Source organism: Pontibacter mangrovi, from assembly GCF_006385705.1.
Taxonomy (GTDB): domain Bacteria; phylum Bacteroidota; class Bacteroidia; order Cytophagales; family Hymenobacteraceae; genus Pontibacter; species Pontibacter mangrovi.
In genome coordinates this window covers 412529-438683 of sequence record NZ_VFRQ01000001.1, presented here as the reverse complement: position 1 = coordinate 438683, position 26155 = coordinate 412529, and the positions used below count along the sequence as shown (strand labels likewise).

20 protein-coding genes are annotated in these 26155 nt (G+C 47.5%); 1 reads left to right on the top strand and 19 read right to left on the bottom strand.

The genetic code is table 11. The features are described from left to right. Window positions 1–3 precede the first annotated feature (3 nt). The 10 genes from FJM65_RS21140 to FJM65_RS01905 all read right to left on the bottom strand — a co-directional run bounded on the left by FJM65_RS21140 (window position 4) and on the right by FJM65_RS01905 (window position 13484). On the bottom strand, window positions 4–1953 hold the full coding sequence (locus FJM65_RS21140) for a T9SS type B sorting domain-containing protein (RefSeq protein WP_181163612.1): 1950 nt from the start codon (window positions 1951–1953) through the stop codon (window positions 4–6). Between the two features lie 99 nt (window positions 1954–2052). Continuing rightward, entirely contained in the window at window positions 2053–3543 is a 1491-nt protein-coding gene (hutH, locus tag FJM65_RS01945) for a histidine ammonia-lyase (protein ID WP_140618862.1), read from the bottom strand. A 4-nt stretch (window positions 3544–3547) separates the two neighbouring features. Then, window positions 3548–4942, bottom strand: a complete 1395-nt coding sequence (gene hisS, locus FJM65_RS01940; protein ID WP_140618860.1) for a histidine--tRNA ligase — start codon at window positions 4940–4942, stop codon at window positions 3548–3550. 91 nt (window positions 4943–5033) lie between these two features. Further along, the gene (locus tag FJM65_RS01935; protein WP_140618857.1) at window positions 5034–6416 is read right to left on the bottom strand and encodes an undecaprenyl-phosphate glucose phosphotransferase; all 1383 of its coding nucleotides are present in this window, start codon (window positions 6414–6416) and stop codon (window positions 5034–5036) included. An 81-nt stretch (window positions 6417–6497) separates the two neighbouring features. Then, window positions 6498–7625 carry a DUF1972 domain-containing protein gene (locus tag FJM65_RS01930; protein WP_140618855.1) on the bottom strand — a complete coding sequence of 376 codons (1128 nt, stop codon included), beginning with the start codon at window positions 7623–7625 and terminating at the stop codon, window positions 6498–6500. Then, complete coding sequence (locus FJM65_RS01925) at window positions 7622–8902, bottom strand: O-antigen ligase family protein (protein WP_140618853.1); 1281 nt, start codon at window positions 8900–8902, stop codon at window positions 7622–7624. Before FJM65_RS01925 ends, FJM65_RS01930 begins: the two co-directional genes overlap by 4 nt. Then, a complete protein-coding gene (locus FJM65_RS01920; RefSeq protein ID WP_140618851.1) occupies window positions 8883–10055 on the bottom strand; it encodes a glycosyltransferase in 1173 nt (390 codons plus the stop codon). The genes FJM65_RS01925 and FJM65_RS01920 overlap by 20 nt, the downstream gene beginning before the upstream one ends. Beyond that, window positions 10027–11244, bottom strand: a complete 1218-nt coding sequence (locus FJM65_RS01915) for a hypothetical protein (protein ID WP_181163611.1) — start codon at window positions 11242–11244, stop codon at window positions 10027–10029. Before FJM65_RS01915 ends, FJM65_RS01920 begins: the two co-directional genes overlap by 29 nt. A 10-nt stretch (window positions 11245–11254) precedes the next feature. Next, complete coding sequence (locus FJM65_RS01910; protein WP_140618846.1) at window positions 11255–12220, bottom strand: glycosyltransferase; 966 nt, start codon at window positions 12218–12220, stop codon at window positions 11255–11257. Continuing rightward, window positions 12189–13484 carry a flippase gene (locus FJM65_RS01905; RefSeq protein WP_181163610.1) on the bottom strand — a complete coding sequence of 432 codons (1296 nt, stop codon included), beginning with the start codon at window positions 13482–13484 and terminating at the stop codon, window positions 12189–12191. The genes FJM65_RS01910 and FJM65_RS01905 overlap by 32 nt, the downstream gene beginning before the upstream one ends. A gap of 214 nt (window positions 13485–13698) precedes the next feature. Between FJM65_RS01905 and FJM65_RS01900 the strand changes: the two genes are divergently transcribed. Further along, entirely contained in the window at window positions 13699–14574 is an 876-nt protein-coding gene (locus tag FJM65_RS01900; RefSeq protein ID WP_181163609.1) for a chain length determinant protein, read from the top strand. Window positions 14575–14647: 73 nt separating this feature from the next. Here the strand turns inward: FJM65_RS01900 and FJM65_RS01895 are convergent, their stop codons facing one another. From FJM65_RS01895 to FJM65_RS01855, 9 genes are all read right to left on the bottom strand, one after another. Continuing rightward, window positions 14648–16198 (bottom strand): bifunctional GNAT family N-acetyltransferase/carbon-nitrogen hydrolase family protein, encoded by a 1551-nt coding sequence (locus FJM65_RS01895; RefSeq protein ID WP_140618840.1) that lies wholly within the window; start codon window positions 16196–16198, stop codon window positions 14648–14650. 168 nt (window positions 16199–16366) lie between these two features. Further along, the gene (locus tag FJM65_RS01890) at window positions 16367–17023 is read right to left on the bottom strand and encodes a CoA transferase subunit B (protein ID WP_140618838.1); all 657 of its coding nucleotides are present in this window, start codon (window positions 17021–17023) and stop codon (window positions 16367–16369) included. 12 nt (window positions 17024–17035) lie between these two features. Then, complete coding sequence (locus tag FJM65_RS01885) at window positions 17036–17734, bottom strand: CoA transferase subunit A (RefSeq protein ID WP_140618836.1); 699 nt, start codon at window positions 17732–17734, stop codon at window positions 17036–17038. Between the two features lie 218 nt (window positions 17735–17952). Beyond that, complete coding sequence (locus FJM65_RS01880; protein WP_140618834.1) at window positions 17953–18885, bottom strand: bifunctional riboflavin kinase/FAD synthetase; 933 nt, start codon at window positions 18883–18885, stop codon at window positions 17953–17955. Then, window positions 18869–19567, bottom strand: a complete 699-nt coding sequence (gene truB / locus FJM65_RS01875) for a tRNA pseudouridine(55) synthase TruB (protein WP_140618831.1) — start codon at window positions 19565–19567, stop codon at window positions 18869–18871. The genes FJM65_RS01880 and truB overlap by 17 nt, the downstream gene beginning before the upstream one ends. Window positions 19568–19569: 2 nt before the next feature. Then, the gene (locus tag FJM65_RS01870) at window positions 19570–20403 is read right to left on the bottom strand and encodes an undecaprenyl-diphosphate phosphatase (RefSeq protein ID WP_140618829.1); all 834 of its coding nucleotides are present in this window, start codon (window positions 20401–20403) and stop codon (window positions 19570–19572) included. Then, entirely contained in the window at window positions 20404–20622 is a 219-nt protein-coding gene (locus FJM65_RS01865) for a DUF3098 domain-containing protein (RefSeq protein WP_140618827.1), read from the bottom strand. A gap of 4 nt (window positions 20623–20626) precedes the next feature. Beyond that, window positions 20627–21523, bottom strand: coding sequence for a cell division protein FtsX (locus FJM65_RS01860; RefSeq protein ID WP_140618825.1), 897 nt, complete (start codon window positions 21521–21523; stop codon window positions 20627–20629). 97 nt (window positions 21524–21620) lie between these two features. After that, window positions 21621–26108, bottom strand: a complete 4488-nt coding sequence (locus FJM65_RS01855) for a translocation/assembly module TamB domain-containing protein (RefSeq protein ID WP_140618823.1) — start codon at window positions 26106–26108, stop codon at window positions 21621–21623. Window positions 26109–26155 lie beyond the last annotated feature (47 nt).

The window sequence follows — 26155 nt, the reverse complement described above, 5'->3', positions numbered from 1 at the left end:
TAGCTAGCGCAGCAGCGTAATGGTGCCCGTTTTGCTTTTGCTGGTGCCAAAGCTGGTGGTAAAGGTTATTTCGTAGGCGTAGGCCCCGGCAGGCAGCTTTCGTCCACCCTTCGTGCCATCCCATAACGGGTCGTTGTTGGTGCCCTGGTAGACCACATTGCCCAGGCGGTTATACACCAGCAACGTATAGCCTGTATAGAATTTGCCCTTTATTTCAAATACATCGTTCAGCCCGTCGCCGTTTGGCGTAAAGGCGCTGGGGATGTAGAGCAGGGCAGTTTGCTCTATCTCCGCCAGGTTAGAGTAGGTCGTTCCGGTTCCGTTGGCTGAGCTGGCCTTTATGCGGTAACGCAGCACGGGCAAGTCCTTGCTTAACGTATTATCAGTATATGAAAGACCATCCGCAGTATAAGTCGCTGCCACAACGCCAGCTTCATCCAGCAGCTCTACGGTGTACTGGCCTACCTCATCCGGGAAACCTGTAAACGCCGACCAACGCAAATCTATACTTCCGTCTGCTTTTTGTTCGGCCTCTAGAAGTATAGGGCACGTTATGTTGCTGATGGCTGATGTGTTGCCGCAGGTATTGGTAAAGGAGGCACGATAACAGGCTTGGCGTGGTTGTGATTCGCTATCGAACAGGCTAAGCTGCTGCGACTCGGCTAGGGTGCTGTAGGTGGTGCCGCCGGTGCTGCGCTCGTATACAATTGTGGCCGCCTGCTCGCCTGTTGGTAGTTGCAGGCTCAGCTCTACTTCGTTTTGCAGGTTAAAGCTGGACAAAAGGTATGGAGCGGCAGGCCTGGCTGTGGAGTTAACTTCAGCTGTAAAAGCGGCAGAAACAGAAGTATATGTATTGCCATCGTGCTCAGTTAAAATGCCAACCACGTGGTAACTATAGTTTTGCCCGCACGTCACGTCAGCGTCGTTAAACGAGGAGGCGGTGCCAGGAAGTGATTGCAGGAGCGTACCGTTGCGGTATACTTCATATGTATTAAAATCTTTGTTGTTCAGGCTTTGCCATTTTAGCGCCACCAGTTGCTCATTGGGTTGTACCTCTAGTGCGATAGCACTTACGACATTGGAGTTGCGTAAGGTGTTGCCGCAATCGTCCTGTGGCCTTACCAAATACCAGGTGCCCTTGCTGGTGCTCACGTTCTCGAAACTAACAGTTGCCTCGCTGTTCGTGATGCCCGCCAGTACGCCAATTTCTTTGTACGGCTCCCGGAAATCACCGGTAAACTGCTCCACGGTATACGTATAGCCCGGCACCAGCCCCGAAAGCTCCAGTTGTATACTTCCAGCAGCAGACTGCTCCAATACAGTGAGCTTGTTCAACTGGATAGGATTGTCTGGATCCAACACCGGCAGCGTGGTGACTTGTTCTGTGTGCGACCGCCCGCAGGCAACATCCGTGTAGCTGCCCGTGAGCGTAACAGTGTAAGTGCCCTGGGAAGTAAAGGTATGGGTGATGGCGCTGCTGCCGTTTGTTTCCTGGGCAGTGCCGTCGCCAAAGTCATAGATATAGGTGTCGTACGTTGGCGTGTTGACGGTGAATGTTACAGCTCCGTTGGCACAGGCTTGCGCAGAAAACTCGGGAAGTATGGCCGCCCTCACTTCAAACACCTGCTCAAAATACTTCGTGTCGCCGCCGCCTTCACGGTTAATTACCTGGGTTATAGTATAGCTACCGGGGTTAGAATAGGTGATGGGTTGCTCTCCGGTCAGCATGTCGCTTTCGTCGTAGTTTTGAGGGTCGAATTTGTCGGGGCCGGGGTAATAAAAGACAACTGCATCGGGGTCAGAAGTGCAGTTTTGGAAAAATACAGGCTCATTGGTACAAATGGCCTTTACTTCTTTTCCGTTCTGGATAGCCTTAAAACAGCCATCCTGCGCCCAGGCGGCAGCTGACAAAAGTACAAGCCAGAGAAGCAGCAGTTTTTTCACGCTATCCATTTCTTTTGCCTTTACGGTTAAAATAACAAAAGTATGGCAATAAAGCGCTTTTGCTAAAAAGAAAGCCTCTGCCACGGTGGTGGCAAAGGCTTTTAAAACTTAGGAAGTATAATCTCTCAAGAATCGGATGCTCTCCTGCATGTCGTGGTGCAGGATGCGGTCCGTGGACACAAAAGGCACTTTCAGGCGGTAGGCCTTTACCAAACGCTCCAGCGGCTCTGAGCTTTGCAGGGGTCTTCTGAACTCCAGCGCCTGCGCCGCATTCAGCAGCTCAATAGCCAGCACCCGCTCCGTGTTATGCACCACCTGGTACAACTTGGTGGCCGCATTGGCACCCATACTTACATGATCTTCCTGGTTGTGGGATGAAGGAATGGTGTCTACGGAGGCAGGGGTGCATAGCTGCTTGCTCTGGCTCACGATAGAGGCGGCTGTATACTGGCTGATCATGAAGCCTGAATTTAGGCCTGGCTCGGCCACCAGGAAAGCAGGCAAGCCACGCTGCCCGGATATCAGCTGATAGGTTCTGCGCTCAGAAATACTGCCCAGTTCGGCCACGGCAATCGCCAGGAAATCCAGGGCCAGCGCCAGCGGCTGCCCGTGAAAGTTACCGCCCGAAATGATCTCATCCTCTTCCGGAAAGATATTCGGGTTGTCTGTCACGGCGTTGATTTCCGTCAGGAAAACCTGCTCGGCGTACCGGATAGCGTCCTTGCTGGCTCCGTGCACCTGCGGGATGCAGCGGAAAGAGTAGGGGTCCTGCACATGCTTTTTCTCCTGGGCCACTAACTGACTCCCTTGCAGCAGGCTGCGCAGCACCTCAGCCGTTTTCAGTTGCCCCTGATGTGGCCGTACCTGATGGATGAGTTGGTTAAAAGGTTCTACTCTGCCATCAAAAGCATCCAAAGACAATGCCCCAACCAAATCAGCCTGTTCTGACAAGCGCTTGGCCATGAGCAACGTGTAAACGCCATAGGCGCCCATGAACTGTGTGCCGTTCAGCAGGGCAAGGCCTTCTTTAGCTTTGAGCGGTACAGGTTCCCAGCCGAACATCTCCAGCACGTGGCGGCTCTCCAGCTTCATTCCCTGAAAGTATACTTCGCCCAGGCCCAGCAAAGGCAGGCATAGGTGCGCCAGGGGAGCAAGGTCGCCGCTGGCTCCCAAAGAGCCCTGCTGGTATACCACCGGGTACACATCGCGGTTGAAGAAGTCTATCAGGCGTTTTACCGTTTGCAGCTGCACACCGCTATGGCCATAGGCGAGCGACTGTATCTTGAGCAGAAGCATCAGCTTCACCACCTCCTGCGGCACTTCCTCGCCGGTGCCACAGGCATGCGACATCATCAGGTTGCGCTGTAGCTGCTCCAGATCAGCAGGTGAGATCTTCTTGTCATACAGCGAGCCGAAGCCCGTGTTGATGCCATAGATGCTCTGGCTGTTGTGGCTGATCTTTTGCTGCAGGTACTCGTGGCAGTGCGTAATTCGCTGCGTTGCCTCCTCCGAAAGCACCAGCGTATACTTTTGCTTCAGTATGGTTTCGATCGTTTCCAGCGTCAGGTAGGCACTGGAAATGTGGTGTTCCTGGGACATCCGCTTATTTGAGTTTCGAAATGATTTCCGCTACTGTCAGGTCCTGCTGCTGACCTTGCCTCATGTCGCGCAGCTTTAGTTTGCCAGATGCCATCTCCTCCGAACCGATTAAAATGACATAAGGTATACTTTTTTGATCTGCGTAACCCATTTGCTTCTTTAGTTTGGCCGGCTCGGGGTAAAGCTCTGCACTGATGCCGGCATCGCGGAGCTGCTGCAGCACAGGCAGTGCGTATTGCTCCGATGCCTTGTCGAACTGCACGATAAGGGCTGTGGTGCTTTGTTGGCTGCTTTCCGGAAAGAGCTGCAGCTCCTCCAGCACATCATAGATGCGGTCTACGCCGAAGGAGAAGCCGACGCCAGAGACTCCCGGCAAGCCAAACATGCCTGTCAGGTTATCGTACCGGCCGCCGCCGCTGATGCTGCCCATGCTTACATTGTTCACCTTCACCTCAAAAATGCAGCCGGTGTAGTAGGAGAGGCCCCGCGCCAGCGTGACATCGAGCATCAGGCGTGGCTCCCCTGACGGGTTCTCAGCTGTTAAGGCCATGCTTTGCAGTCCCTGCAGGTAGGCCCATACTTCGCGCAGGTCGTTCAGGCCGCGTTGTCCCTCGGCAGTCTCTCCAAGTATACGCTGCAGCTGCGCCAGCTTTTCTTCGTTGCTTCCGCTGAGGTCGTAGAGTGGCTCCAACTTACCGACAGCCGTTTCTGTGATGCCTCGCTCCAGGAGCTCCTTCCGCACGCCTTCACGGCCAATTTTATCCAGTTTGTCGATGGCAACGCAGATTTCGCCTTCGCGGCCTTTTTCACCGATGGCCTCAGCTATGCCAGCCAGCACGCCGCGGTGGTTTATCTTAATAGTGAAGTCAGTCAGGCCGAGGTCTGTCAGGGTGCCGTTGATCATCTGCACGATCTCCGCCTCGCAGAGCAGTGAATTTGTACCCACCACGTCGGCGTCGCATTGATAAAACTCGCGGTAGCGCCCTTTTTGCGGACGATCAGCACGCCAAACTGGCTGTATCTGGTATCTTTTAAAAGGGAAGGTGATGTCGTTACGGTTCATCACCACAAAGCGTGCAAATGGCACCGTGAGGTCGTAGCGCAGCGCTTTCTCGGAAATCTTGCGTGTCAGATGTTTGTAGCCCTGCTCAATATCCTCATGTTTTGTCTTAGCCAGAAAGTCTCCGGAGTTCAGAATCTTGAAGATGAGCTGGTCACCTTCATCGCCATACTTTCCTGTCAGCACCGACAGCTGCTCCATTGCCGGCGTTTCGAGCGGCAGGTAGCCAAACCTCTCGAAGGTGCGCTTGATGACGCCAAAAATATAGTTTCGCTTGGCCACGACAGCCGGACCAAAATCGCGTGTTCCTTTAGGTATAGATGGTTTCTCTTTGCTCATGCTCTTGCAGGTTTGCCGGCGAAGTTACTAAAAGTGGAGCAAAGGTGGGAAGTATGATCTGAGTTAAGAGAAAACTGCCTTAAGGAAAGGTTTAAAAAGCGGCTTTATCGCCCCTAATTACATTATAAACAGTATAGAAGATTATCTTCAGGTCGAGCCAGAAAGACCAGTTCTCCAAGTAAAATATATCCAGCTTCACGCGGCCACGGATTTGATAGGAGTGGGTGGTGTCGCCGCGGTAGCCCCGCACCTGCGACAGGCCTGTAATGCCCGGTTTGATGAAGTGGCGTACCATGTATTTGTCTACCACAGGTGAGTACTCTTGCGTGTGCTTAAGCATGTGCGGGCGTGGACCAACAATTGACATTTGGCCCATAAACACATTAAAGAATTGCGGAAGCTCATCAAGGCTAGTTTTTCTCAAAAATGCCCCTACAGGCGTTATTCTGGAATCCCCCCGCCTGGCCTGCTTAAAGTTTGCATCTGAGTTAACGTACATGGAGCGCAACTTCCAACAGCTAAAAGCTTTGTTGTCTATGCCCGAACGCGCCTGCTTAAACAAGATCGGTCCTTTGGAATCAAGTCTGATGACAATAGCCAGCAAAGGCAACAGCCATGAAAGTATAAATAGGATTACAATAGAGGAGAATAACAGATCAAAAGCACGCTTAAGGGCTTTGTTGGTGATATCATCCAAAGGAATTGGCCGCAGGATTAGTACTGGCATAAAATCATGCAAGTCCACCTTTAGTTTGAAAATTGGCAATTCCCCTGGTTCGGGCAAGAATTTAAGGCGCACCATATTATTGTCTACAAAACTTAGCAGGCTCTGCACTTGTTCCTTTTCAAGCTCAAAGGGGCAGCAGTAGATTTCATCCACATTATTTTGTAGCACAAATTTTTCCACTTCTGATATCTTGCCTACTTTTTCCGGTAACACGCGTTTTGTGTCGTCAAAAAAGCCCAGGAATCGGTAGCCATGCTCGGGGTGCTTTTTGAAAAACTTGGAAAGTTCGATGCCAGCTTCTCCAACACCAACCACGATGATATTTCTATAGTTATAGCCGCTTTTCCTGGCTTTTCTTAAGAAAATGATAATAAAGGTGCGCCACAGTATAACCATTATTATCAACAAGATATACCGATAAAGTAAAAACATTCGGGATACGTCTTCTACTCCGGTAATATTTAGCGCAGCCTCCGTTAAGACAATAAACAGGAAAGATACCTTAAGCACATTAACTATGGCCGTGGATATTTTAGATATCCTGTACACTTTGTAAAGCTCTAAAAGGGAAGCACATATAATCCAACCCAGGATTGAGTAAAGGAACAACAGAAGGTAATCCTGGGTAAACAGATTATCTATTTCTCCAAAAACCATATAATGCGCCCCTGCCGAGGACAAAGCAACGGCTGCTATGTCGCCAACGGAGTGTACAAGCTTTATGTATTTGGAGTAGAGGCCGGGCATTAATTCTATTCAGAAACAGGTTCTAATTTGAAAAAGGGATATTAGTTGCTGTGTTTGCTTCAAGGTATTTACAAACTGTAACTATAATACAGACTTATGTTTAAATGCCTGAAGGGTATTAAGCTTCGAGAGGAAAAGCTCTTCATAACTATCAATGATTTTTTGCCAGCTATAATATTTCTCAATTTTAATTCGGTTATGATTAACCATTAGTCCTGTGGAGCTACTTTCTTTACTTGTGCTGTTAAGTATTTCGGCTACATCCTCACGAGTTGTAAAGTATAAACTATCTTCACCTAGGATATACCTATTAAAAGGATTATTGTGTGCGCAAATCAGCGCTGACGAAGCCATTGCTTCTAATAAGGATGGGTTGGTACCACCTACAGTATGGCCATGAAAATAAATATTTGAATAGTATCGTAAATTATTCAAGGCTTCAATATCATAAAGGCCACCGAAGAAATTGATGTTACTGACCTCTTTATACTTAGCCTTTAGATACTCTCCATACTTTGTCTTATGATTTCCAATTATTAAAAAAGTTTTTTTATCAGTAGCATCGCTTACACCATCAAGAATAACTTCAATGCTATTTTCAGGCTCAAGGCGAGCTATCAACATGTTAAAGTTATATGGCTTCACATCATATTTTGCTAGCTTGCTGATATGAGGATCATGAAACAGATGCGCACCATAAGGTATGTAAGTTGAATCTATTTTATACTTGTTATGTAGATAATCTTTTATTCCAAGAGAATCAGAAATAAGATAATCACTCATCTTCACAGCCCAACGCTCAGCTTTTAACAGGAACTTTTGGACTTTTGGAGAAAACTTAGTTCTTTTCCATTCTAACCCATCCATGTTAGTAAAGACCATTGCATCTTTAGGTAACAATTTTCCCCAGATAGAGCTACTAGTATACCCCAATTGTAGGATAGCATCAAATCCTCTCTTTCTGCTATCTAAAATACAATTAAAATCATAAATAAACTGCCCAGCTGTTCCTATTTTTTCTTCTGGATCATAGCAGTGAACAATTTTAACACCATTCCATTCCGACTGTTTATAAGGGTGAAAGTGCGAATTGTATACAGTGACATCATGCCCTTTTTTAATAAGGCCTACTGAAAGGTATTCGGCAAACTGCTCAAAGCCGCCATAGTAATTTGGTATTCCTCTCGTACCGATAATGGCTATTTTCATGTGTTTTGAGTTGGCTTAGCTGTTAAAAGTGTATAAAAGAATCCAAAAAACATAATACCTTTATTTGTTGCTAAAACAACTTCTGACAAAAAGGCAAAACAGATTAAAAAAGCAAATATTAGTAACAGGTGTTGTTGACTGCTTGCATAAGAAGCTGAAGCTATGAGGCTTACTACCATACTCAAAAGTATGATGAGACCAATCAAGCCTAACTCGAAAAAGGTCTGAGCATATTGATTGTGCAGGTTATATCCTTCGAACCATCTTGGGGCGAGGTTATGCTTTTTGTAAATTCTATCTAGAGTTTCCTGGGCATCGCCAGGACTAAAACCTAAAAGATACGTTCTTTGTTGGTCCACCCCATGAAGTCCCAATTTCACTAGCAATAATCGAAGGCTGAACCCAGTTAATTCTCTTTTCTCATCATTGCTTAGCTTTTCATTTGTCCCAACTATTCTTAAATGTTTAATGCCATTATCATGGGCAATTACATTAAACCTATCCTGCACAATATCTACTGATGTAATTAACAATACAGCTGCGGTTATAAATACTGCAGTGGCCAAAAAAGCTTTGATTTTAAACTTGGAAAAACTAAGTATCAGATAAAGTGGCAACAGCAGGAACAGTGAAACAATTACTAGCTTAGATGCTGCAAATATTAAAGCCGATAGTAATATGCCTACTGCAAAAATGCGTAGGGCAGCAGTAAAAGTTAACAGTTTAGGTGACCGGGCTAGATCCTGCAGCAGAATAAGGGCAGCTAAGAAAGCATAATATGAAAAATATACTGCATGTAAATGAATTACATTACTAAAATCATGGTAGAAGCAAGTGCTGCAGTTGTTTACGATAAAGAAAAAATATGCTACCCTAACTAAGAGGACTGCGCTGGCTGCTACTATCGACCAAGCAAAAATACGCAGGAGTAATTTATGTTGTGTTACCTTAAGATCCGCGGCATAAACTATCAGCGGAAATATTAAAAGTGGAAGTTTCTTTTCAATAGCAAACAGCCCAACTTTTTGGTTATGGCTATACAGCAAAGCTATTAAGTGTAGTAGAAAGAAGGCTAAGATGGGCCAGCTAACGGGTTTCGAAAGAGAAGTTTTAATTTTATTAAATATATTACCTGTGAGTGCCCATGTAAGCACAGCTATTACCAAAACTAGATTGCTTAATCGAAACGGAAGTACAAACGTTGCAGCTATAAGCACCAATGCGATAAAATTCCAGTCTGGCAGCTTTAGGAGGGCACTATATTTTCTGAAAGTCATTTACGATTTCTGTAGCTTTAGCCTCCCAAGAATGGTTATCTACACAAAAGGGTTCGCGATTAGACTTAACCTCCTGTATCATATCATGGAATTGCTCTTTAGTGTGGGCAATATATAAGAACTCCCCGTGGTTTTCAATGCCATTGTCGTTTGTACCCACTACTTTTATACCCGCAGCAAGATACTCGTATACCTTTATTGAGTCGCCACCATGCTGACTTTTCCCAATCTTATATGGAATTATTCCAATATCAAAATTTGTAATATACGAGGCGTATTGGTTATAATGCTTATCTCCTAGGTAGTAGAAGTTTGGGTGATTTCCAATAGAATTAAAAACAGCTTTATCTAAAATTTGACCGATAAGCACAAAGCTTTTATCAGGATTGCGTTCGATAAGATGACGATAAAGATCAGCATCAAATAAATGAGTAACTTTGCCACCAAAACCTACAATTGGCCTCTGCAGACCCTCTAGGTCATTGGGTATCTCGTAGTTTTTTTTGAAAAGAGAGAAATCCACGCCATTTTTTAAGAGCTTTATATTCTTGGGGCCAAATGTGTCATGAAAATAAGCAATATTTTGTTGGGAGTTAGTATACCATTGCCTTGCCTGCTTGCTAAGTAATTGATAATTGGTGGTCAGGGTCTCTCTCAAGTCAGATAAACCTGGCATTAGTAGAAAATTATCCCAAGCATCGAAAAACAAAGGCATCTTGCCTAATTTCGAACATAGAGGTGCCGATAGTATATTTTGATTCAGAATTAAAGTGTCGTCTTCTCTTAAGCCAAGCTTTTCAATTGATTTTCTTTGGAATGCAACAAATTTGGTGGCCGCATAAGCCTTACTGTACCATTTCCGTCGGAATCGAGCGTGGTTAATTATATCATAAGATTCAAAATCTGTAATAAAAGTTTTGTCATCTATCTTAATAAGTTTGCCGCCTTTCTCATGTAAAAGGATGTCTCCAGAAACGGGTATATTCTTTTTCTTCAGATAAAGCTCTAAAGGAGTATAAGGTCTATTGATAATCAATACCTTATTTACTTTATGGTGTCTGCGTAGAGCTTCAATGAAATGTGCATCTCTCGTTCTAGCTCCTTCTAAAAGAATTTTTCTCCAATCATGATATGGAAGTATTATTATATTCATAAGGTTGCTGCTCCCTTCTGCAAAAGAGAAAAAAAGTAAAGGTAAAAGTTAGATCAACAGTAACAGTAGAAAAAATTGCATAAATAAAGAGCATCCCTAGAATAATACTCCCATATCGCTTCTTGTTCAGATTTCCCCGAACGTCAAAGTTAAGCAAAAACAAGATAAAGGCTACCACGCCTACTATACCTAAATCAAAGTAAAACCAGATCCATTGGCTAAAATTAGGATTCTGGTAAAATATCCCTGAAAGTATGTCAAAGTAACTATAAGGCCCATGCCCTAGCCACTCTACTTTATTATTAATAAAAACAACTAAAGTTTGAATACGGGTAGCTACGCCGGCTTCATACATTTTTAAGGCTCTATCATAATGAGCATTATTTATAAATGTAGTTAATGAGGCTTGCAATTTATTGGAATTCATGAAAAGCACGAGTCCAGCTACCACTGAAATTAATCCCAAAGCTAAGCTCAGGTAAACCAGTAGCTCTCTAGGCTTTACTTTGTTGTATGCTAAGTATAATAGCGTTACAGCCAATAATAAATGGGAAATGGTAGAATTTGTGAGCAGTATGGAAAGTACATACACTAACGAATAGATTTTTTTATATTTAATATGTTCTGCCTTTGGATCCAACCATAGGTATAGCAAGAGGCATATCAAAAAGAAAGCTAGGCCATGGTCGTTTTTTAAAAAGAATGTACCGAAGTTGAAGTCAATGGGAGCAACCTGTTGCGAGGTTCGTTTAAACTTGATTAGAAGGTCATATCCAAATTCCTGTATAAGCAGCACCGGTAGTTGCAACAGTCCAAGCAGAATAAAGAATTTGTTGAATAGTATATGCAATATCTTCGTCCTAACAAAATACCTTGTCGCAATATAAGCGCCTATTGGGAAAATGACGAAACTAAGGTAGAGGGCCGTTTTTACAAAAAACGTATGATTTAATAGGCTTGATAAAATGATTATCGATGCCAATAAAAGGCCAAACCCAATAAACTTATTGTAAAGAAGCCTCTTGTTTATAATGGCATGGGCAAAATATAAACCCAAAACAAGGACAATAGTAAGTGCAGTAGAAACTGTAAAAGAGAGGTTTACAAAGAACTGAAGTGCACCTCCTAGAACATATATATAAAGAAGTAAGCAAACAGTTATAACATCTGAAAAAGTGAGTTTAAGCATATTTTCAGTTTTACTTTCTACCTTTAATTCCTGCTTGTACACCCTTTAAAACTATCTTTAACTTTGGAAGGTGCTTAGGCTGTAATAAAAACTGTACAAGTAAAAGCAGAAGGTAGACAGCCATGTTAGTAAAATATACTATTTTACTTATTACGAAGTAGTGTTTTTCAAACCATATTCCATTCCTAACAGAATAAAATATACGATCTGAAGAATTCGTTTTAAAGAAACGATTCCAACTTTTCTTTTCCTTTTTAAGGTGAAAGGACGTTTCTAGGTCTTGTATTATACTGCTCGAGATAAGTTCGATTTGCCCATTCAAGTTTGTTATTCTGTAGCTAAAGTCATAGTCATCTCCATAAAGATAGAAATTAGTATCAGGCATGCCGATCAGTGAAAGAAGCCTCCTGTGGAAAAACAGTCCTCCGTAAGGAGCCACTGCCACTACTCCATTAGAAATGGAAGGATCTGCCTTAACTTTTGTTTTCGACTTTAGTAGATTAACAATATGGAACCCCAAAAAAGAATTTTTTAAGCCCAAAACAGCATAAGGCTGTTTGGTTTGTATGGCTTGCTTAAATTTAGGTCGATCATTCCTATAGGAAAGAAGTGCGGTTACTTTGTCTGAAGAAAAGCTGTTTTGGCACCAGTAAACTTTAAGTTCTTCCAACGCTGTCCCTTCTGGTAGGTTATCATCATCCAGAAGCCAAATAAACTCTTCAGTTAAATTATTCAACACATATTCCATGCCCACTTTGTATCCATTGGCCGAACCAGTGTTTTTGTCAAGACGAATTAAATGCAAAACATCGCTATAGGATTTTTGCAACTCAACAAGACAATCATGGTTGGAGTCAGGGGAACCGTTGTCAACAACTACAAGAGCGTTAATCCCCGCTTTAATTAGCCCAGCTACAACTTTCTGTAGAAGGTGTGCCCGATTACTATAGGTAACTGTTACCGCTGCTACGTTCATTTTTATTTTGTGATAGGGCTCTAAGTTTATAGACAACTAAACAGAACAGAGTAAACTCTGCCAGTGATAATGCAATTGCTGCTCCAATATCTTGAAGAATGTAAACAAGGATACAGCAAAGGGCAATGTTAACGGCTCCGCTTATCATGACCGTACTTGAAAAATATTTTTCGTAGCCTAAGTTGACTAATCCTACAACACCTATAAGGTAATTCAAGCTCCCAAACAATATAATAGGACTTAGGATTTTTATGTTGAGGATTACCCTTTCATTAATTTCGTCTATAAAATAGCCTGCCAGAGGTGCTAGAGCAAAAAAGATAGCGGTAAGAGCTAATAACCCAATAAAGTACAGCTTAGTTATGTGTAATAAAGTCTTAGTAGCAGCTGAATTGTTTTCTTTGGCTAATTTTAAACTAAACGAAGGGTATAGAGCCTGCGAGACTGGGTTGATTAGAGACTGTACTAATTTTGTTATCTTCTCTGCAATAGAAAAGTAACCAACAACTAATCCACTTGACATGAATCCAAGAATAACCAAATTCGTGTTTCTGTACAGGCTTATTGCTAAACTGGATATAAATATATGCCACCCCTCGCGCAAATGAATCATAATTTCCTTAACTCCAGGCCATGAAAAGGATACCTTAAATTCTTTATGAGCTATAATTAATGAGAATAAGCCTGCGGAGACAAATCCAGCTGAAGTAATAAGTGGGACAAGCTTATAATCTTCAGGCGCTTTTACTAAAAAGAACACCAGTATGATAAAGATTCCTTTAGAAACTACATTTACTATTGTAATGTACTTCATTTTCTCCATTCCCTGAAACAGCCATATTGGGAATAGTGCTTGACCAACAACCATTCCGAAATAATATAATAGAATTTCTTGTAGTTGATTCAACTGCTCTATAATATTTATGGCTGTTATTAATGAAAGTAGACTAATAGTTATTAACGCAGCCTTAATAATCAGTACTGAAGAGAAAATGCGGGAGATGACTTTAGGATTCGCTCTGTTTACGGATATTTTTTTAGTTGCTGTGAGATTAAATCCATATTCAGTAAACACAATTAAATATTGTGTGATAGCTTGGGAAAAAGCTATAAAGCCATACTTCTCAGCGCCAAGTGTAGCAATTAGGTAGGGTAGTGTTAATATAGGTGAGAGATAATTAATTCCTTGAAACAGAAAAAGGGAAGTTATATTTTGAAGAACAACACCTCTTTTTTTAATAGTTTGTTTTATTGTATGTATCAAGTAGATATATATTTTAGAGAGACTGCTTAAGCTAATCCTGATTGCACATAGTTTTAAGCGTTCCTGGCTGCCTCTCCCTGGGCAGTAGATTCAATTTGCAAAACTAAGCAAATTCATGTTAATGAAAATAAGTATCATAAGGCGTTAAGCATAATATTCGTATTTTTGCCTCAAATTTGACCACACTGCCACGAGTAGTCCTGTTATGGAAACAATGAAAGAAAAGGATGAAATAGACCTTACACCAATTTTTCAGGCCCTGCACCGCTTTTCTGTTCGCATGAGGAGAAGCTTCACCTTTGCGTTAAGAGCAGTAAGGCTTCATGCATTGCGAGTAGGCATTATTACTTTAATAGGCGTTGCTGCAGGGGCAGGATTCTTTAAAATTTCAAAACCCTACTACACCTCCTCCATGACACTTGTCTTGGCTGAAATTCGGAACCAGTTCGTGGAGAACCAGCTGAACAGGCTTTCGCTGATGATTGAAGATGAGAACTATGAGGCTGTGGCGGGTGAATTGGACATTAGCCCTGCCTCTGCGCGCAAGATCAAAGAGATGACATACACTAATCTGGACGAAAACCTTGTTTCGGAGGATAGTGTGTTGACGGGTTCGCCCTTTGAGATAGAGCTTTCTCTTTTTGATAACAAGCTTCTTAGCTCGTTGGAGCCGGCCTTAGCTAATTACCTGGAAGGCAACCGCTACTTTTCGAAGCAAAAACTGATAAAGCAGCGAGAGATGGAAAGTATGATAGGCAAACTAAAAGGTGAGATAGCTGCCCTGGATAGTATAAAAACCACAGCTGCCAACCCTCGCGGACCTGTGAATGGATTTGTTTACGGAGAGCCGTTGGACCCGTCCACGCTTTTTCGGGAAAGTATTAGAATGTATGAGCAACAGGTAAGGCTTGAGGCCAATCTGGAACAGTTGGATAACATTCAAATTGTAAATGGTTTTGCCCCACGACTACGTCCTACTGGGCCAAAACTGCTAAAGTACCTGGCAATCGGGGGAGGCTTGGCCTTTCTGATTGGTATTATCGTGGCACTCCGCCTGGAAAAGAAACGCAATAGAAAACTTGCGGTATAGTTTCTTCCTCCCCATAAAGCATAAAATAAAACAGCGGCTCCCATAAGTGACAGCCGCTGTTTTATTTTAGTTACTACTCGTCTTTTCTCATAACCCAACTTAAGCTATACAGGTCCTTTCTACGATCCTTCAGGTTCCGCACGCTTCCGGCCGTATTCAGGTCCTTCAGCAGGTCCAAGTCCAGGTCGGCGATGAGCGTCATTTCTGTGTTCGGCGTGGCCTCTGCAATCACTGCATCGTGCGGAAAGGCAAAGTCGGAAGGGGAGAAGACGGCGGACTGTGAGTATTGGATGTCCATGTTCTCTACCTTCGGCAGGTTACCTACACTGCCCGTGATGGCGACGTAGCACTCATTTTCGATGGCACGGGCCTGGGAACAGAGGCGCACCCGCAAGTAGGCGTTCTTGGTATCCGTCCAGAAGGGTACGAAGAGAATCTTCATGTCCATATCAGAGAGCATACGGGCCAGCTCCGGGAACTCCACGTCATAGCAGATCAGGATGCCGATTTTGCCGATGTCTGTGTCGAAGATCTTGAGCTTATGGCCACCGCGCATGCCCCAATAATGCGACTCGTCCGGCGTTACGTGCAGCTTATACTGTGCATCGTAGGTGCCATCGCGGCGGCAGAGGTAGCTCACGTTGTAGAGCTTGTTGTCGTAGTACTCCGGCATGCTACCGGCAATAATGTTGATGTTGTAGGATAATGCCAGCTGCACCATCCTTTCGCGGATCTCCTCGGTATACTCAGCCATACTTCGGATAGCCTCGGAGGGAGTGTCCTCGTTGGAGAGCGCCATGAGAGGCGCATTAAAGAACTCCGGGAACATCACAATGTCGGATTTGTAAGAGCTCACCGTGTCTACGAAGAACTCCACCTGCTGCATAAAATCGTCGATGTCCTTGATGGCGCGCATCTGCCACTGCACAATGCCAATGCGTACCACCGTTTTCTTGCCGCCGATCAGTTTCTCCTTCTCCTCAAAATATACGTTGATCCACTCCAGCAGCGTGGCATAGGCTTTGGAGTCTTTGTCGTCGGGCAGGTAGCCTTTCAGGATGCGGCGCACGTGGAAGCCGTTGCTCAGCTGGAAAGACAGCACCGGGTCAGAAAGCTCCTTGTTGCGCACCATCTCAATGTACTTGGCCGGCGTGAGCTTGTTCGCGTAATCCTTATACCCGGGGATACGGCCTCCGGCAATGATGCCGCGCAGGTTCAGCTTTTCGCAGATCTCTTTACGGGCATCGTAGAGGCGACGGCCCAGGCGCAGGTTACGGTACTCCGGATGCACAAACACATCGATACCATACAGCGTGTCGCCTTCCGGGTCATGGGTTTTAAAGCTGCCTTTGTCAATAATCTGGTCGTAGGTGTGCTTGTCGCCATACTCGTCATAGTCAATTACAAGGCTTAAAGCCGCTGCTACCACCCGTCCGTTATCCTCAATGCAGATCTGCCCCTCCGGAAACTTCTTCAGCAGGTTAGAGAACTCTTTGCGGGTCCAGGCGCCATCGATGCTGGAATACACAATGTCCATGATCTCCTTGACCTCTTTGTAATCCTTCAGCTCCAGCTGGCGCAGCAGTAATCTATGTTCAAAACTTGTTTCTTCTCTTTCACTCATTATGTAATCATTATTTTATACTTATGGCTCTATATACGTTGTGAGGCCATACTTTTGATATGGTATACCTGCACTATGCTTGCTGTACAGCCATTATGGTGCAAAAATAAAAGGAAAAGCGCAGTTTATGGCTGCGCTTTAGGGTAAACTGCCGGTGCAGCGTATTTTTTATACTTGTATCTCCGGCACGTCACCATCCACGATCAGGTTGCCCTCTGTGGCTGCTTTAATGTCCTCCACGCTGACGCCGGGCGCGCGCTCCAGCAACTTGAACCCACCTTCTACTACTTCCAGCACAGCCAGGTCTGTTACAATCTTTTTCACGCAGTGTACGCCGGTTATTGGCAGGGTGCACTCCTTCAGGAGCTTGGAGGAGCCGTCTCGGGCGGTGTGCTGCATGGCCACGATTATGTTTTTGGCTGAGGCTACCAGGTCCATCGCGCCTCCCATACCCTTCACCATCTTACCGGGTATCTTCCAGTTGGCGATGTCGCCGTTCTCAGACACTTCCATGGCGCCAAGTATGGTCAGGTCCACATGCTCGCCCCGGATCATGCCAAAGCTCTCCGAAGAGTTGAAGATGGAGGAGCCGGGCAGGGTAGTGATCGTTTGCTTTCCGGCGTTGATCAGGTCCGCGTCTACCTGGTCTTCGGTAGGGAAGGGACCCATGCCCAACAGCCCGTTCTCCGACTGCAGCACCACTTCTATACCCTTCGGAATGTAGTTTGCCACCAGCGTCGGGATACCGATGCCCAGGTTCACGTACATACCGTTCTTTACTTCTTTTGCGATTCGTTTCGCTATTTGATTTTTATCTAAAGCCATTTCAGTTTTGAATTAAGCAGTTCTGACTGTGCGCTGTTCAATGCGCTTCTCATACTTCTCGCCCTGGAAGATGCGCTGCACGTAGATGCCCGGGGTGTGGATCATGTTCGGGTCCAGCTCACCGGCAGGCACCAATTCCTCCACCTCGGCCACCGTGATCTTGCCGGCAGCTGCCATCATGGGGTTAAAGTTGCGGGCCGTGCCTTTATAGATGAGGTTACCGGCGGTGTCGCCTTTCCAGGCCTTTACAAAGGAGAAATCCGCTTTCAGCCACTCTTCCATCAGGTACATCTTTCCGTTGAACTCACGGCTCTCTTTGCCTTCGCCCACCTCGGTGCCATAGCCGGCAGGGGTGAAGAAAGCCGGAATGCCCGCGCCACCGGCACGAATGCGCTCAGCCAAAGTGCCCTGCGGAATCAGTTCTACCTCCAACTCTCCGCTTAGTAGCTGGCGCTCGAATTCAGCGTTCTCGCCCACGTAGCTCGATATCATCTTTTTGACCTGGTGCTGTTGCAGCAGAAGGCCGATGCCAAAGTCGTCTACACCGGCATTGTTGGAGATGCAGGTCAGGTGTTTCACGCCCAGGCGCAACAGCTCCTGGATCGCATTTTCAGGTATACCGCACAGGCCGAAGCCCCCCAGCATCAGGGTCATGCCGTCCTGAACACCCTGAAGCGCCTCCTGCACGTTTTTTACAGTTTTATTTATCATAGTAGTGTGTTTGGTAGTATGAAATAGCTGGTAAGTATACTTGCTCACAGCGCTTACCAGCCGACTAGGTTTCTAGAAAGTTAAATATAAAAATAGGCATATAAAAGTATGACAATCCTTTTTCGGGTGAAACGGGCGAAAGGTTTGCCCTACTTTAAAGCAGGGGCAGTAATCAAAGAGGCCAGCCTGTGGTGCAGGCTGGCCTCTTTGCTTGATGGCTAGATGTTTAAAAGTAAATGCGCCGTCTGTTCCTGATCATTTTTTAACTGTGCTTTTAAAGCGTCAAGGTCGTGAAACTTTCGCTCCTTTCTAAGCTGCTCTACAAACTGCACCGTTAGGGCTTTGCCGTATAGGTCTCCGCTAAAGTTTAGCAGGTGCACTTCCAGCCGAAGCTGCTTTCCATCTACCGTGGGGCGGTGGCCGATGTTCATCATGGCCGGGTGGCGCTTTTGGTCTACCACTGCCCATACAGCATAAACGCCACTGCCTGGTATAAGCTTGTGTGCGGGCGGCAGCGCCAGGTTGGCTGTCGGAAAGCCGATGGTGCGGCCGATCTTGTCGCCTTCCTCCACCACAGAAGTTATACTATAAGGCCTGCCCAGGTAACTGTTCGCTATCTCAATATCGCCGCTTTCCAGCGCCCGCCTGATCTTGGTGGAGCTCACGCCCACATCGTCCACATCCTGCCGCGGAATTTCCTCCACCTCAAAGCCATACTGTGAGGAGCGCGCCTTCAAATGCTCAAAGCTGCCCTCGCGGTTTTTGCCAAACCGGTGGTCGTAGCCGATCACGAGCACTTTGGTATTAATGGCCCGAACAAGTATGTCCGAGATAAAGCTACGCGAGGAGGTACGGGAGAATTCTTTCGTAAAGGGGAGGATCAGAAGGTAGTCTATTCCAAAGCTTTGGAGTTGCTCGATGCGCTCCTCAATGGTAGAGAGCAGTTTCAGGTCGTTGTCCTCCGGGAACAGCACCAGGCGCGGGTGCGGCCAATAAGTGATCACCACGCTCTGGCCATCGCTCTGGCGGGCCCGCTCCAGCACGCGGCGCAGTATTTTCTGGTGCCCGATGTGCACACCGTCGAACGTGCCGCTGGTGACAACGGCATGGCTCAGTTGCGGAAAGTCAGCTATATCACGAATTACCTTCATTCGCTTCCTCCAGCTGTTTTTTCCTGATCTCTATGATGTCTTCAATGGTAAGGGCGTCTTCCAGTTTGTACTCCCCTATGCGGGTTCGCTCCAGTTTAGACAAGTGTGCCCCAACACCCAAATTTTGTCCCAGGTCGTGCGCCAGACTGCGGATATAGGTGCCTTTGCTGCAAACTACTCGGAATGTTACCTCTGGCCCATCTATACTTGTAATGTCGAAGGCGCTGATGGTAACGGTGCGGGATTTTAGCTCTACCTCTTTACCCTTACGGGCCAGGTCGTAGGCGCGCTTGCCGTTTATCTGCACGGCAGAGTAAATAGGAGGGACCTGCTCTATGGTGCCCACAAAGCTTTCTGCGGCGCCTTTAACGTCAGCCTCACTCAGGTGGCTGATGTCGCGGGTTTCCGTTACTTCGGTTTCGCGGTCGTAGGAGGGGGTAATTTCTCCAAGGCGGATGACGCCGGTATACTCTTTCTCCTGTCCCTGTATCTCATCGATGCGCTTGGTATACTTGCCTGTACAAAGTATGAGCAGCCCTGTAGCCAGCGGATCCAAAGTGCCGGCGTGGCCTACTTTTTTTACGCGGATGGTGTTGCGCACTTTCTTTACCACATCGAAGGAGGTCCAGTCGAGCGGCTTGTTTATAAGGAGTATTTCGCCAGCGGCAAAATCGTATTGCATAATTAAACGGTTAGGTCAAAGCCCATGGCCAGCATGGCCAGTATCAGCAGGCCCAGCGCAATTCTATAGTATCCAAAAAGTTTAAAGCCATACTTGGTCAGGAAGCTGATAAAGAAGCTGATCGCCGCCATGGCCACAAAAAAGGCCACCACGTTGCCTATCAGCAGCAGCTGCAGGTCGTCCGCATGTATGACTTCAAAACTGTTCTGAATTTTTACGAGATCAAATTTGATGAGGTCTGATATTTCCAGCTTCAGCAGGTCGGTTACCAGCTTATAGCCAGCGGCGGCCAGCATGGTTGGTACGGCCAAAAAGAAAGAGAACTCGGCGGCGGCCTTGCGGCTAACCCCCTGCGACATACCACCGATAATGGAGGCCGCGGAGCGCGACACTCCCGGAATCATAGCGATGCACTGGAAAAAACCGATGGTTAGCGCGTTCTTATAGTTCACTTCCTCCTTATCGGCATGGCGGAACCACTTGTCCACGAAAAGCAGCACCACGCCGCCCAGCACCAGCATCACAGCGGTAATGGCCACGCTTTCCAGCATGGCATCTATGACGTCGTTTAGGGCAAAGCCAATCACGGCTGCCGGGATAAAAGCCAGCAGTAGCTTCTTATAGAAATCAAAGCTCTGCAGAAAGCGGCGCCAGTAGAGCACCACCACCGACAGGATGGCGCCGAACTGTATGTTTACCTCGAATATTTTGGTGATCGGGAGCTCGTTGATGCCCATCAGGCTGGAGGCAATGATCATGTGCCCGGTAGAGGAAACGGGCAGGAACTCGGTTAATCCTTCAACAATGGCTAAGATAATAGCCTGCCAGATGCTCATTTATTCCTTCGTTTTGTCTTTGGCCATGATGGCGAAAAATTCAATGGCAAACCCTGCCAGCACTACCAACGGCCCCAGCGTGATGCCCATAAAGCCCAGGCCATACTGCTCACTGTCCAGGGTCATGATAAAAAAGCCAAGCGCCAGCACCGCAATGCCGGCCAGCATCAACACGTAGTTCTTCTTGCCAAAGGCAAGGTTGTTTTTATTTTCCTCCATGGTGTTAGTATAATTCGTCTAAAGACATGCCCAGGTACTTGCGCACGGCGCGATAAGAGCTCATAAACCCGATTACCAGGCCAAGCGCCACAAGCGCGCCCATCAGGATGTAGGTTTGCTCGTCGTTGCGCAGCAGCTGCAGCTCCGTTATCTCGTTATAAGCGTAGTGCATCAGGCCAAACAGTAGGGCAGAGGCAAGTATGCCGCTTACTATGCCCTGCCAGGCAGCGCGGTTCAGGAACGGGCGTTGTATAAAAAAGGACGTGGCGCCCACCAGCTGCATGCTCCGTATCAGGAAGCGCTGCGAGTACAGGGCCAGTTTTATGGTGTTGTTGATGAGTATGATGACCACCAGCACGAGTATGGCGGCAAAGCCAATAAGTATAAGGCTGATCTTCTGAATGTTCTGGTTAATGGACTCGATGAGGCTTTCCACATACTGCACCTCGTACACGCCGTCCACGTCCTCCAGGTCCAGTTTTATGCTTTTGAGCATGGCGGAGCTGGAGTGGTCAGCGTCGATACGGAGCACGTAGGCATCGCGCAACGGATTGTCGCCTAGAAAAGTCATGAAGTCCTCGCCGGTTTCATCCAGAAAAGCTTTGGCGCCTTCTTCTTTCGACACAAAGCGCACCTGCGCCGTGTCATTCTGATAGGCGATGAACTCTTTGGCGGCAAAGGTTTTCTGAAGGCGCACCAGCTGTACTTCCGTCAGGTTGCGGTCCAGGTATACCTGCATCTCCATGTTCTCCTTCACCTTTTCAGAGAGCTCCTCAGCATGTATCAGCAGCAGCCCGAACACCCCGATTACGAACAGTGCCAGCGTGATGCTGAACACCACCATCAGGTGCGGGTAATTGCCCAGTTTCTTTTTTTTGATGTGTTTTACTTTCCTTGCCATAGCGGTAGCCTTCTCACAAAATTAGAAATATATTTCACAAATGCGCAGGCGGATTTCGGATTGGCTTAAAAAACGGTAGCCCTGAACAAGTTATACTTTAAAGCTCCAGCCGTGGGTCAGAGTCCAGAATGATGCGGTCGCGCTCCATCTCCAGGCGCTGCTGCCGGCGCGCGCGTTTTTCGCTGCGGAAAAGCTCCCGCAGGTTGTCGAAGCGCTTGGTGTGCAGCAAGCTCACGCTCTGGCTCTGGGTAATACGTCCTGTATAAATGTTTGGCGTGGAGTTATACTCTAATCGCGCGCGCAGCTCTCCCGACTGTGAGATATAGTAATCCAGGAGCCAATCTCCCACATAAGCGTTGCCGCGCGGGTTATCCGCGGTTCCTGCCGAGCCAAAGCCTGTCTCGTTGGTCACGCGCAGCCTGCCCTGGAAGAAAGTATAACTCAGGCGCAGCTGCAGCGAAGCCAGCGCATCCTCGCCGATGCTGCCGAGGCCGATGTCCACTTCCAAATTGCTGTCTATGCTATTAAAGAAGTTGTTGAGCTGGCTGGATAACAGGCTTCCTAAACTGCCGCCCACCGCGCCCGCCCCAATGCTGCTGTCAAAAGCCAGCGTGCCCTGTGGCGTGAGGCGCTGCAGCACAAGCAAACTGAACACCTGTCGGTTCAACTCACTCTCATCGCTCTTAATGGAGTTGATCAAGGAGTATAAAGATGTCTGGACTTCCTGCGGCAACTGGTCAAAGCTCAGGCCCAGCTGGATCTGTGGCGTCAGGAGCGGGCCGTTCAGGTCTATGACAGCCGTTACCGGGTAGCGACCTGTGATATTATCCGCTGCGCCAGACAGACCGCTAAACGATGCCATCTGCGTATAGTTGGCAGTGATGTCCATCACTCCGGCCGTCGGGTCGCCGTTCCAGGTAATCGTGCCGCCTGGTACTACTTTAAACTCCCGGGTTACCAAGCCCTCCAGAAGGTTCAGGTTGTAGGCTCCTTCCAAAATCTCGAAGGTGCCATACATATTAAATTCACCGCGGGTGTCTATGGTCATTTGGATGTCGCCGTTGCCCGAGCCCCGGATCACGTCACCGGTGGTCCGGTCAATGATGATCTCAAAGTATGCATCGTCCGTCACGTCCAGGTTAAAGTTTAGGTTAATGCCCGATAGGTCCACATTACGATTTTCCGTTTCTACTTCCACGGCAGCGCCAGCTTCCGGGTTGTTGTTCACAAAGCGGATAAAGTCCTTGCGCGATACGTCGGTTTGGTAGTCCAGCGGCAGCACGATGCGGGTGTTTTCGTCGCTGCGGGCATCCACGCGCACCTGCAGGTTCTCGGTGGGGCCCAGCACGCTGGCCGTACCGGTGGCGAAGGCTGTTCCGTAAAAAAGCTCATTCTGCACTTCGGTAGTATTGAGCACCATAAAGTTGCGGTAGCGGGCCTCCATGTCTATCACCATGTTCTGAAAGCCGTCGTGCGCGATACCGCCGGAAACGGTGGCCTTATTGCCGAAAAGGTCCTGCAACTGCGCATTCCGGAAGCTGATACTGTTCGGCCCGAAGTATATGCGGTCGGAGAAGCGGTAGGTGGTGTTCAGGTAGTTAAAGGTGAACTGCCCGTTGGTTACCATTACCGAGCCTTTCAGCACCGGATAGTCCAGGTTGCCCAGCACCCGGATGCGGCCTTCCATGTTGCCTCCCAAGTCGGAGAACAGGTCGCGGAGCACCGGCTCCACCAGCTTCAGGTTGGCCTGGTCCAGCACCGCCAGCATGTCCAGTTGGTCCTCCTCCGCCATAGGGTTGTAAAAGCCCGTCAGCGAAAGCACCTTTTTGTTATCTCTTCGGATACCTACGTCCACCGTGGCCCTTTCATTAGCTTTGGTCCAGTCGGTATTGCCTTTAATGTCGCCGATGTATACTTTATCCAGAAAAAAGGAATCTGCCTGAATGGCACCCTTCACCACAGCCTTGTGATACACATCTTTGGCGGTGAGTTGCCCGGTCAATTCCCCGGAAATCGGCATAGGCAGGAGCGGGTTTAGGTTTTCCAACTGGAAATGCTCCACGTTTAGCTGCAGGCTGCTCTCCGGGTCGTCAGAGACAGTGCCTTCTGCCCGGATGACCTGGTCTTTGTTCGTGAGCGCGAAATTCTCGAATACCAGGTGCCTACCTCCCTCGCTTATATAGATAGTGTTGCCCGGCACAAAAGCCCAAGGGTTCTGCTGCAGCGTGATGTTCGACTGGTCGAAAACGATCTGGATCTGATTCTGCAAGAAGTTGAGGTCGCCGGTGATGAGGGCGCGGTTGTTTTTCTGAGGCTGACGTAAACTGGTGGCAAACTGTATAGTGCGCTCGCTCCAAATGCCTTCCACAAAGAAATCCTGGGTAGTGCCGGCGCCCGGAAGCTCCTGGCGCTGAGAGGTGAACAGGGCCGCAGCCAGTACATCCGGGTTGTCCAGCATCTTGGAGGTATTCAGCTCGACCTTGTTTCCGTAGAGGGTGTAGCCGTCATAAAGTATGGTGTCTATGGCTGCGTATAGCTCCAGGATAGCAGTAACGTCATGGCGGAACGAACCTTGCACCAGAGTGCTGTCGGAGATGGTGAGATCGGGCACGAACAGCTCCAGGATAGGGTTTGCCTTTTTCAGGTTTAACGTATAGTCAATGGCGTAGCCTGGTTCATTTGTTTTTTTCTTGCGGTTGTAGTAGGCGGTGGTCGCAGGGTTGTTGCTCTCGAAGTTCAGCTTATACTCCTGTACCAGTTCCTGCAGGTCGGCCAGCAAGGTGGTGTAGTTAAAGTTACCAGCCAGGTTTACCTCAGCCAGGTCCGACTGCAGCTGCAAGCTGCGCTGGGCCTGCCCGAATTCGGAGTGTATGAGCACCGAGTCGAGCGGCAGGCTGTTGCCGTTGTAGCTGACAAAGGCGCTGTCGAAGCGTGCCGTGCCTTCGAAATCATCGAGTTTCAGCCCTTTAAAGTCGAGGTTGGCGTGGGCGCTAAGTATAAATGGATCTTGTGAAAGCTTGAGGGCCTGAAAATCGATGCGCTCCAGCTCGGCTTCCATGTTGAAGGCCTTGCGCTTTTCAGCCAGGTTTATCTCCCCGTTAGCGGTAAAAATCAGGTTGGGGTCATCAATGGAAACGTCTCCCACAAACACCTGGTTTTTGAGCACGCCGTCTGCCTTTATGTTCTTATAGTCGTACCCCAGCAGCTGCACCTGCCGCACTTCCAGGTCGGCTTTTACGTTGGCTGTTGGCAGCGTGAAGCCGGAGCCCTGTAGCCTACCGCTCATCGAGATGCGCTGTATGCGGTCTTCGGCGTTAAGCAACCGGCCGAGGTTAAACCCATTGGTGGTAACAAAGCCGCTGTAGGAAGAGGAACGTCTGTTATCATCAATCTTGAGGTTAATGTCGGAGCGGAGGCTGCCCAAGGCTGTCGTGAAATCTCCGTTGGCCACAAAGTCGTTGTAAAAGCCCAGAAAGCGGCCATCAAAACGAACCGTGCCCAGCCTTGCTGCCAATTGGTAGGCATCCTGCGGCATAAACTTTTTCAGGTCCTCGGCATTAATGGTGGAGGGCTTGAGGCGCAGGCTCGCGAATGTTTCTTTTATGTTAGGTAGCCCGTCGGCCTCAATGTTACCAACAATATGCGTGTTGCGGCCATACTCCAGGTCCACGTCCTTGGCTGAGAAGTTCTTAAACAGTCCCTTTAGCTTTAGCGAGTTTACCTGCAGGTTCTCGTCGTACTCCTGCAGCTGCGGGGCAAAAACGGCAATGTCCTGCGAGTATACTTTGCTGTCCTGCAGGTTTGCCGTCATACTGACGCTGTCAACAAATTGGGTGAAGTTGCCAAAGGTATGATAGTCGAAGCGGACGTACTGCTGCAGGTTGCTGTTGTTGAGCCGCAGATCCAGGTTATCCCACTCCCAAAAAGTAGGGGCATAGGTCATGCGGGTATCCAGGTTGTGCAGCTGCGTGTTAGACCTTGTTTCGGTGGCCTGCAGGTCGGTGATGTTTACCTGGAGCGTATCGTACAGCACAATGTCATCAAACTGGCCGTTAATGCCAGTATAAGTCATGTGCCTGTAATCCATGCCAAAGGCTGCGGGCGGATAGTTAAAGTCGTCGTAGGTAAACTTCCCGTTCCGGATGATCAGCTCCTCCAGGTCAAAATTGAAAGGTTTGGAAGCCTTGGTGGTGTCTTTGGCAAAAAGGTCGCTTAGCGCATGTATAAACGAGCTGAGGTTGAGGGAGTCGGCCCCCTCATACTTCACCAGGTTGGCCCGCGGCTCCTCAAGTTCCAAGGTGCCGATGCTCAGGTTGTTTGGGCTGAAAATGGAAAAAGCGTTGATGTTGGCCTCGGCACGCCCCACGTATAAAAGCTCCTGCTGGCGGTTGTCTTTTACCTGCAGCCGCTCCAGCACCAGGTTGCTAAAAAATTCAATATCAACCCGGCCTATACTTACCTCGTGCTTGGTGGCTTTGGAAAGGTAGGCTGCCACTTCCTGCGTCACCCTTGTCTGCACCGCCGGAAAGCGAATAGCGACAAAAACAGCTGCAAAAAGCAGGAAAAGGAACAGGAACAGCCCCAAAACTATTTTTAGAATAGCTTTTCCTATAACTTTGAAGTAATTTGTTG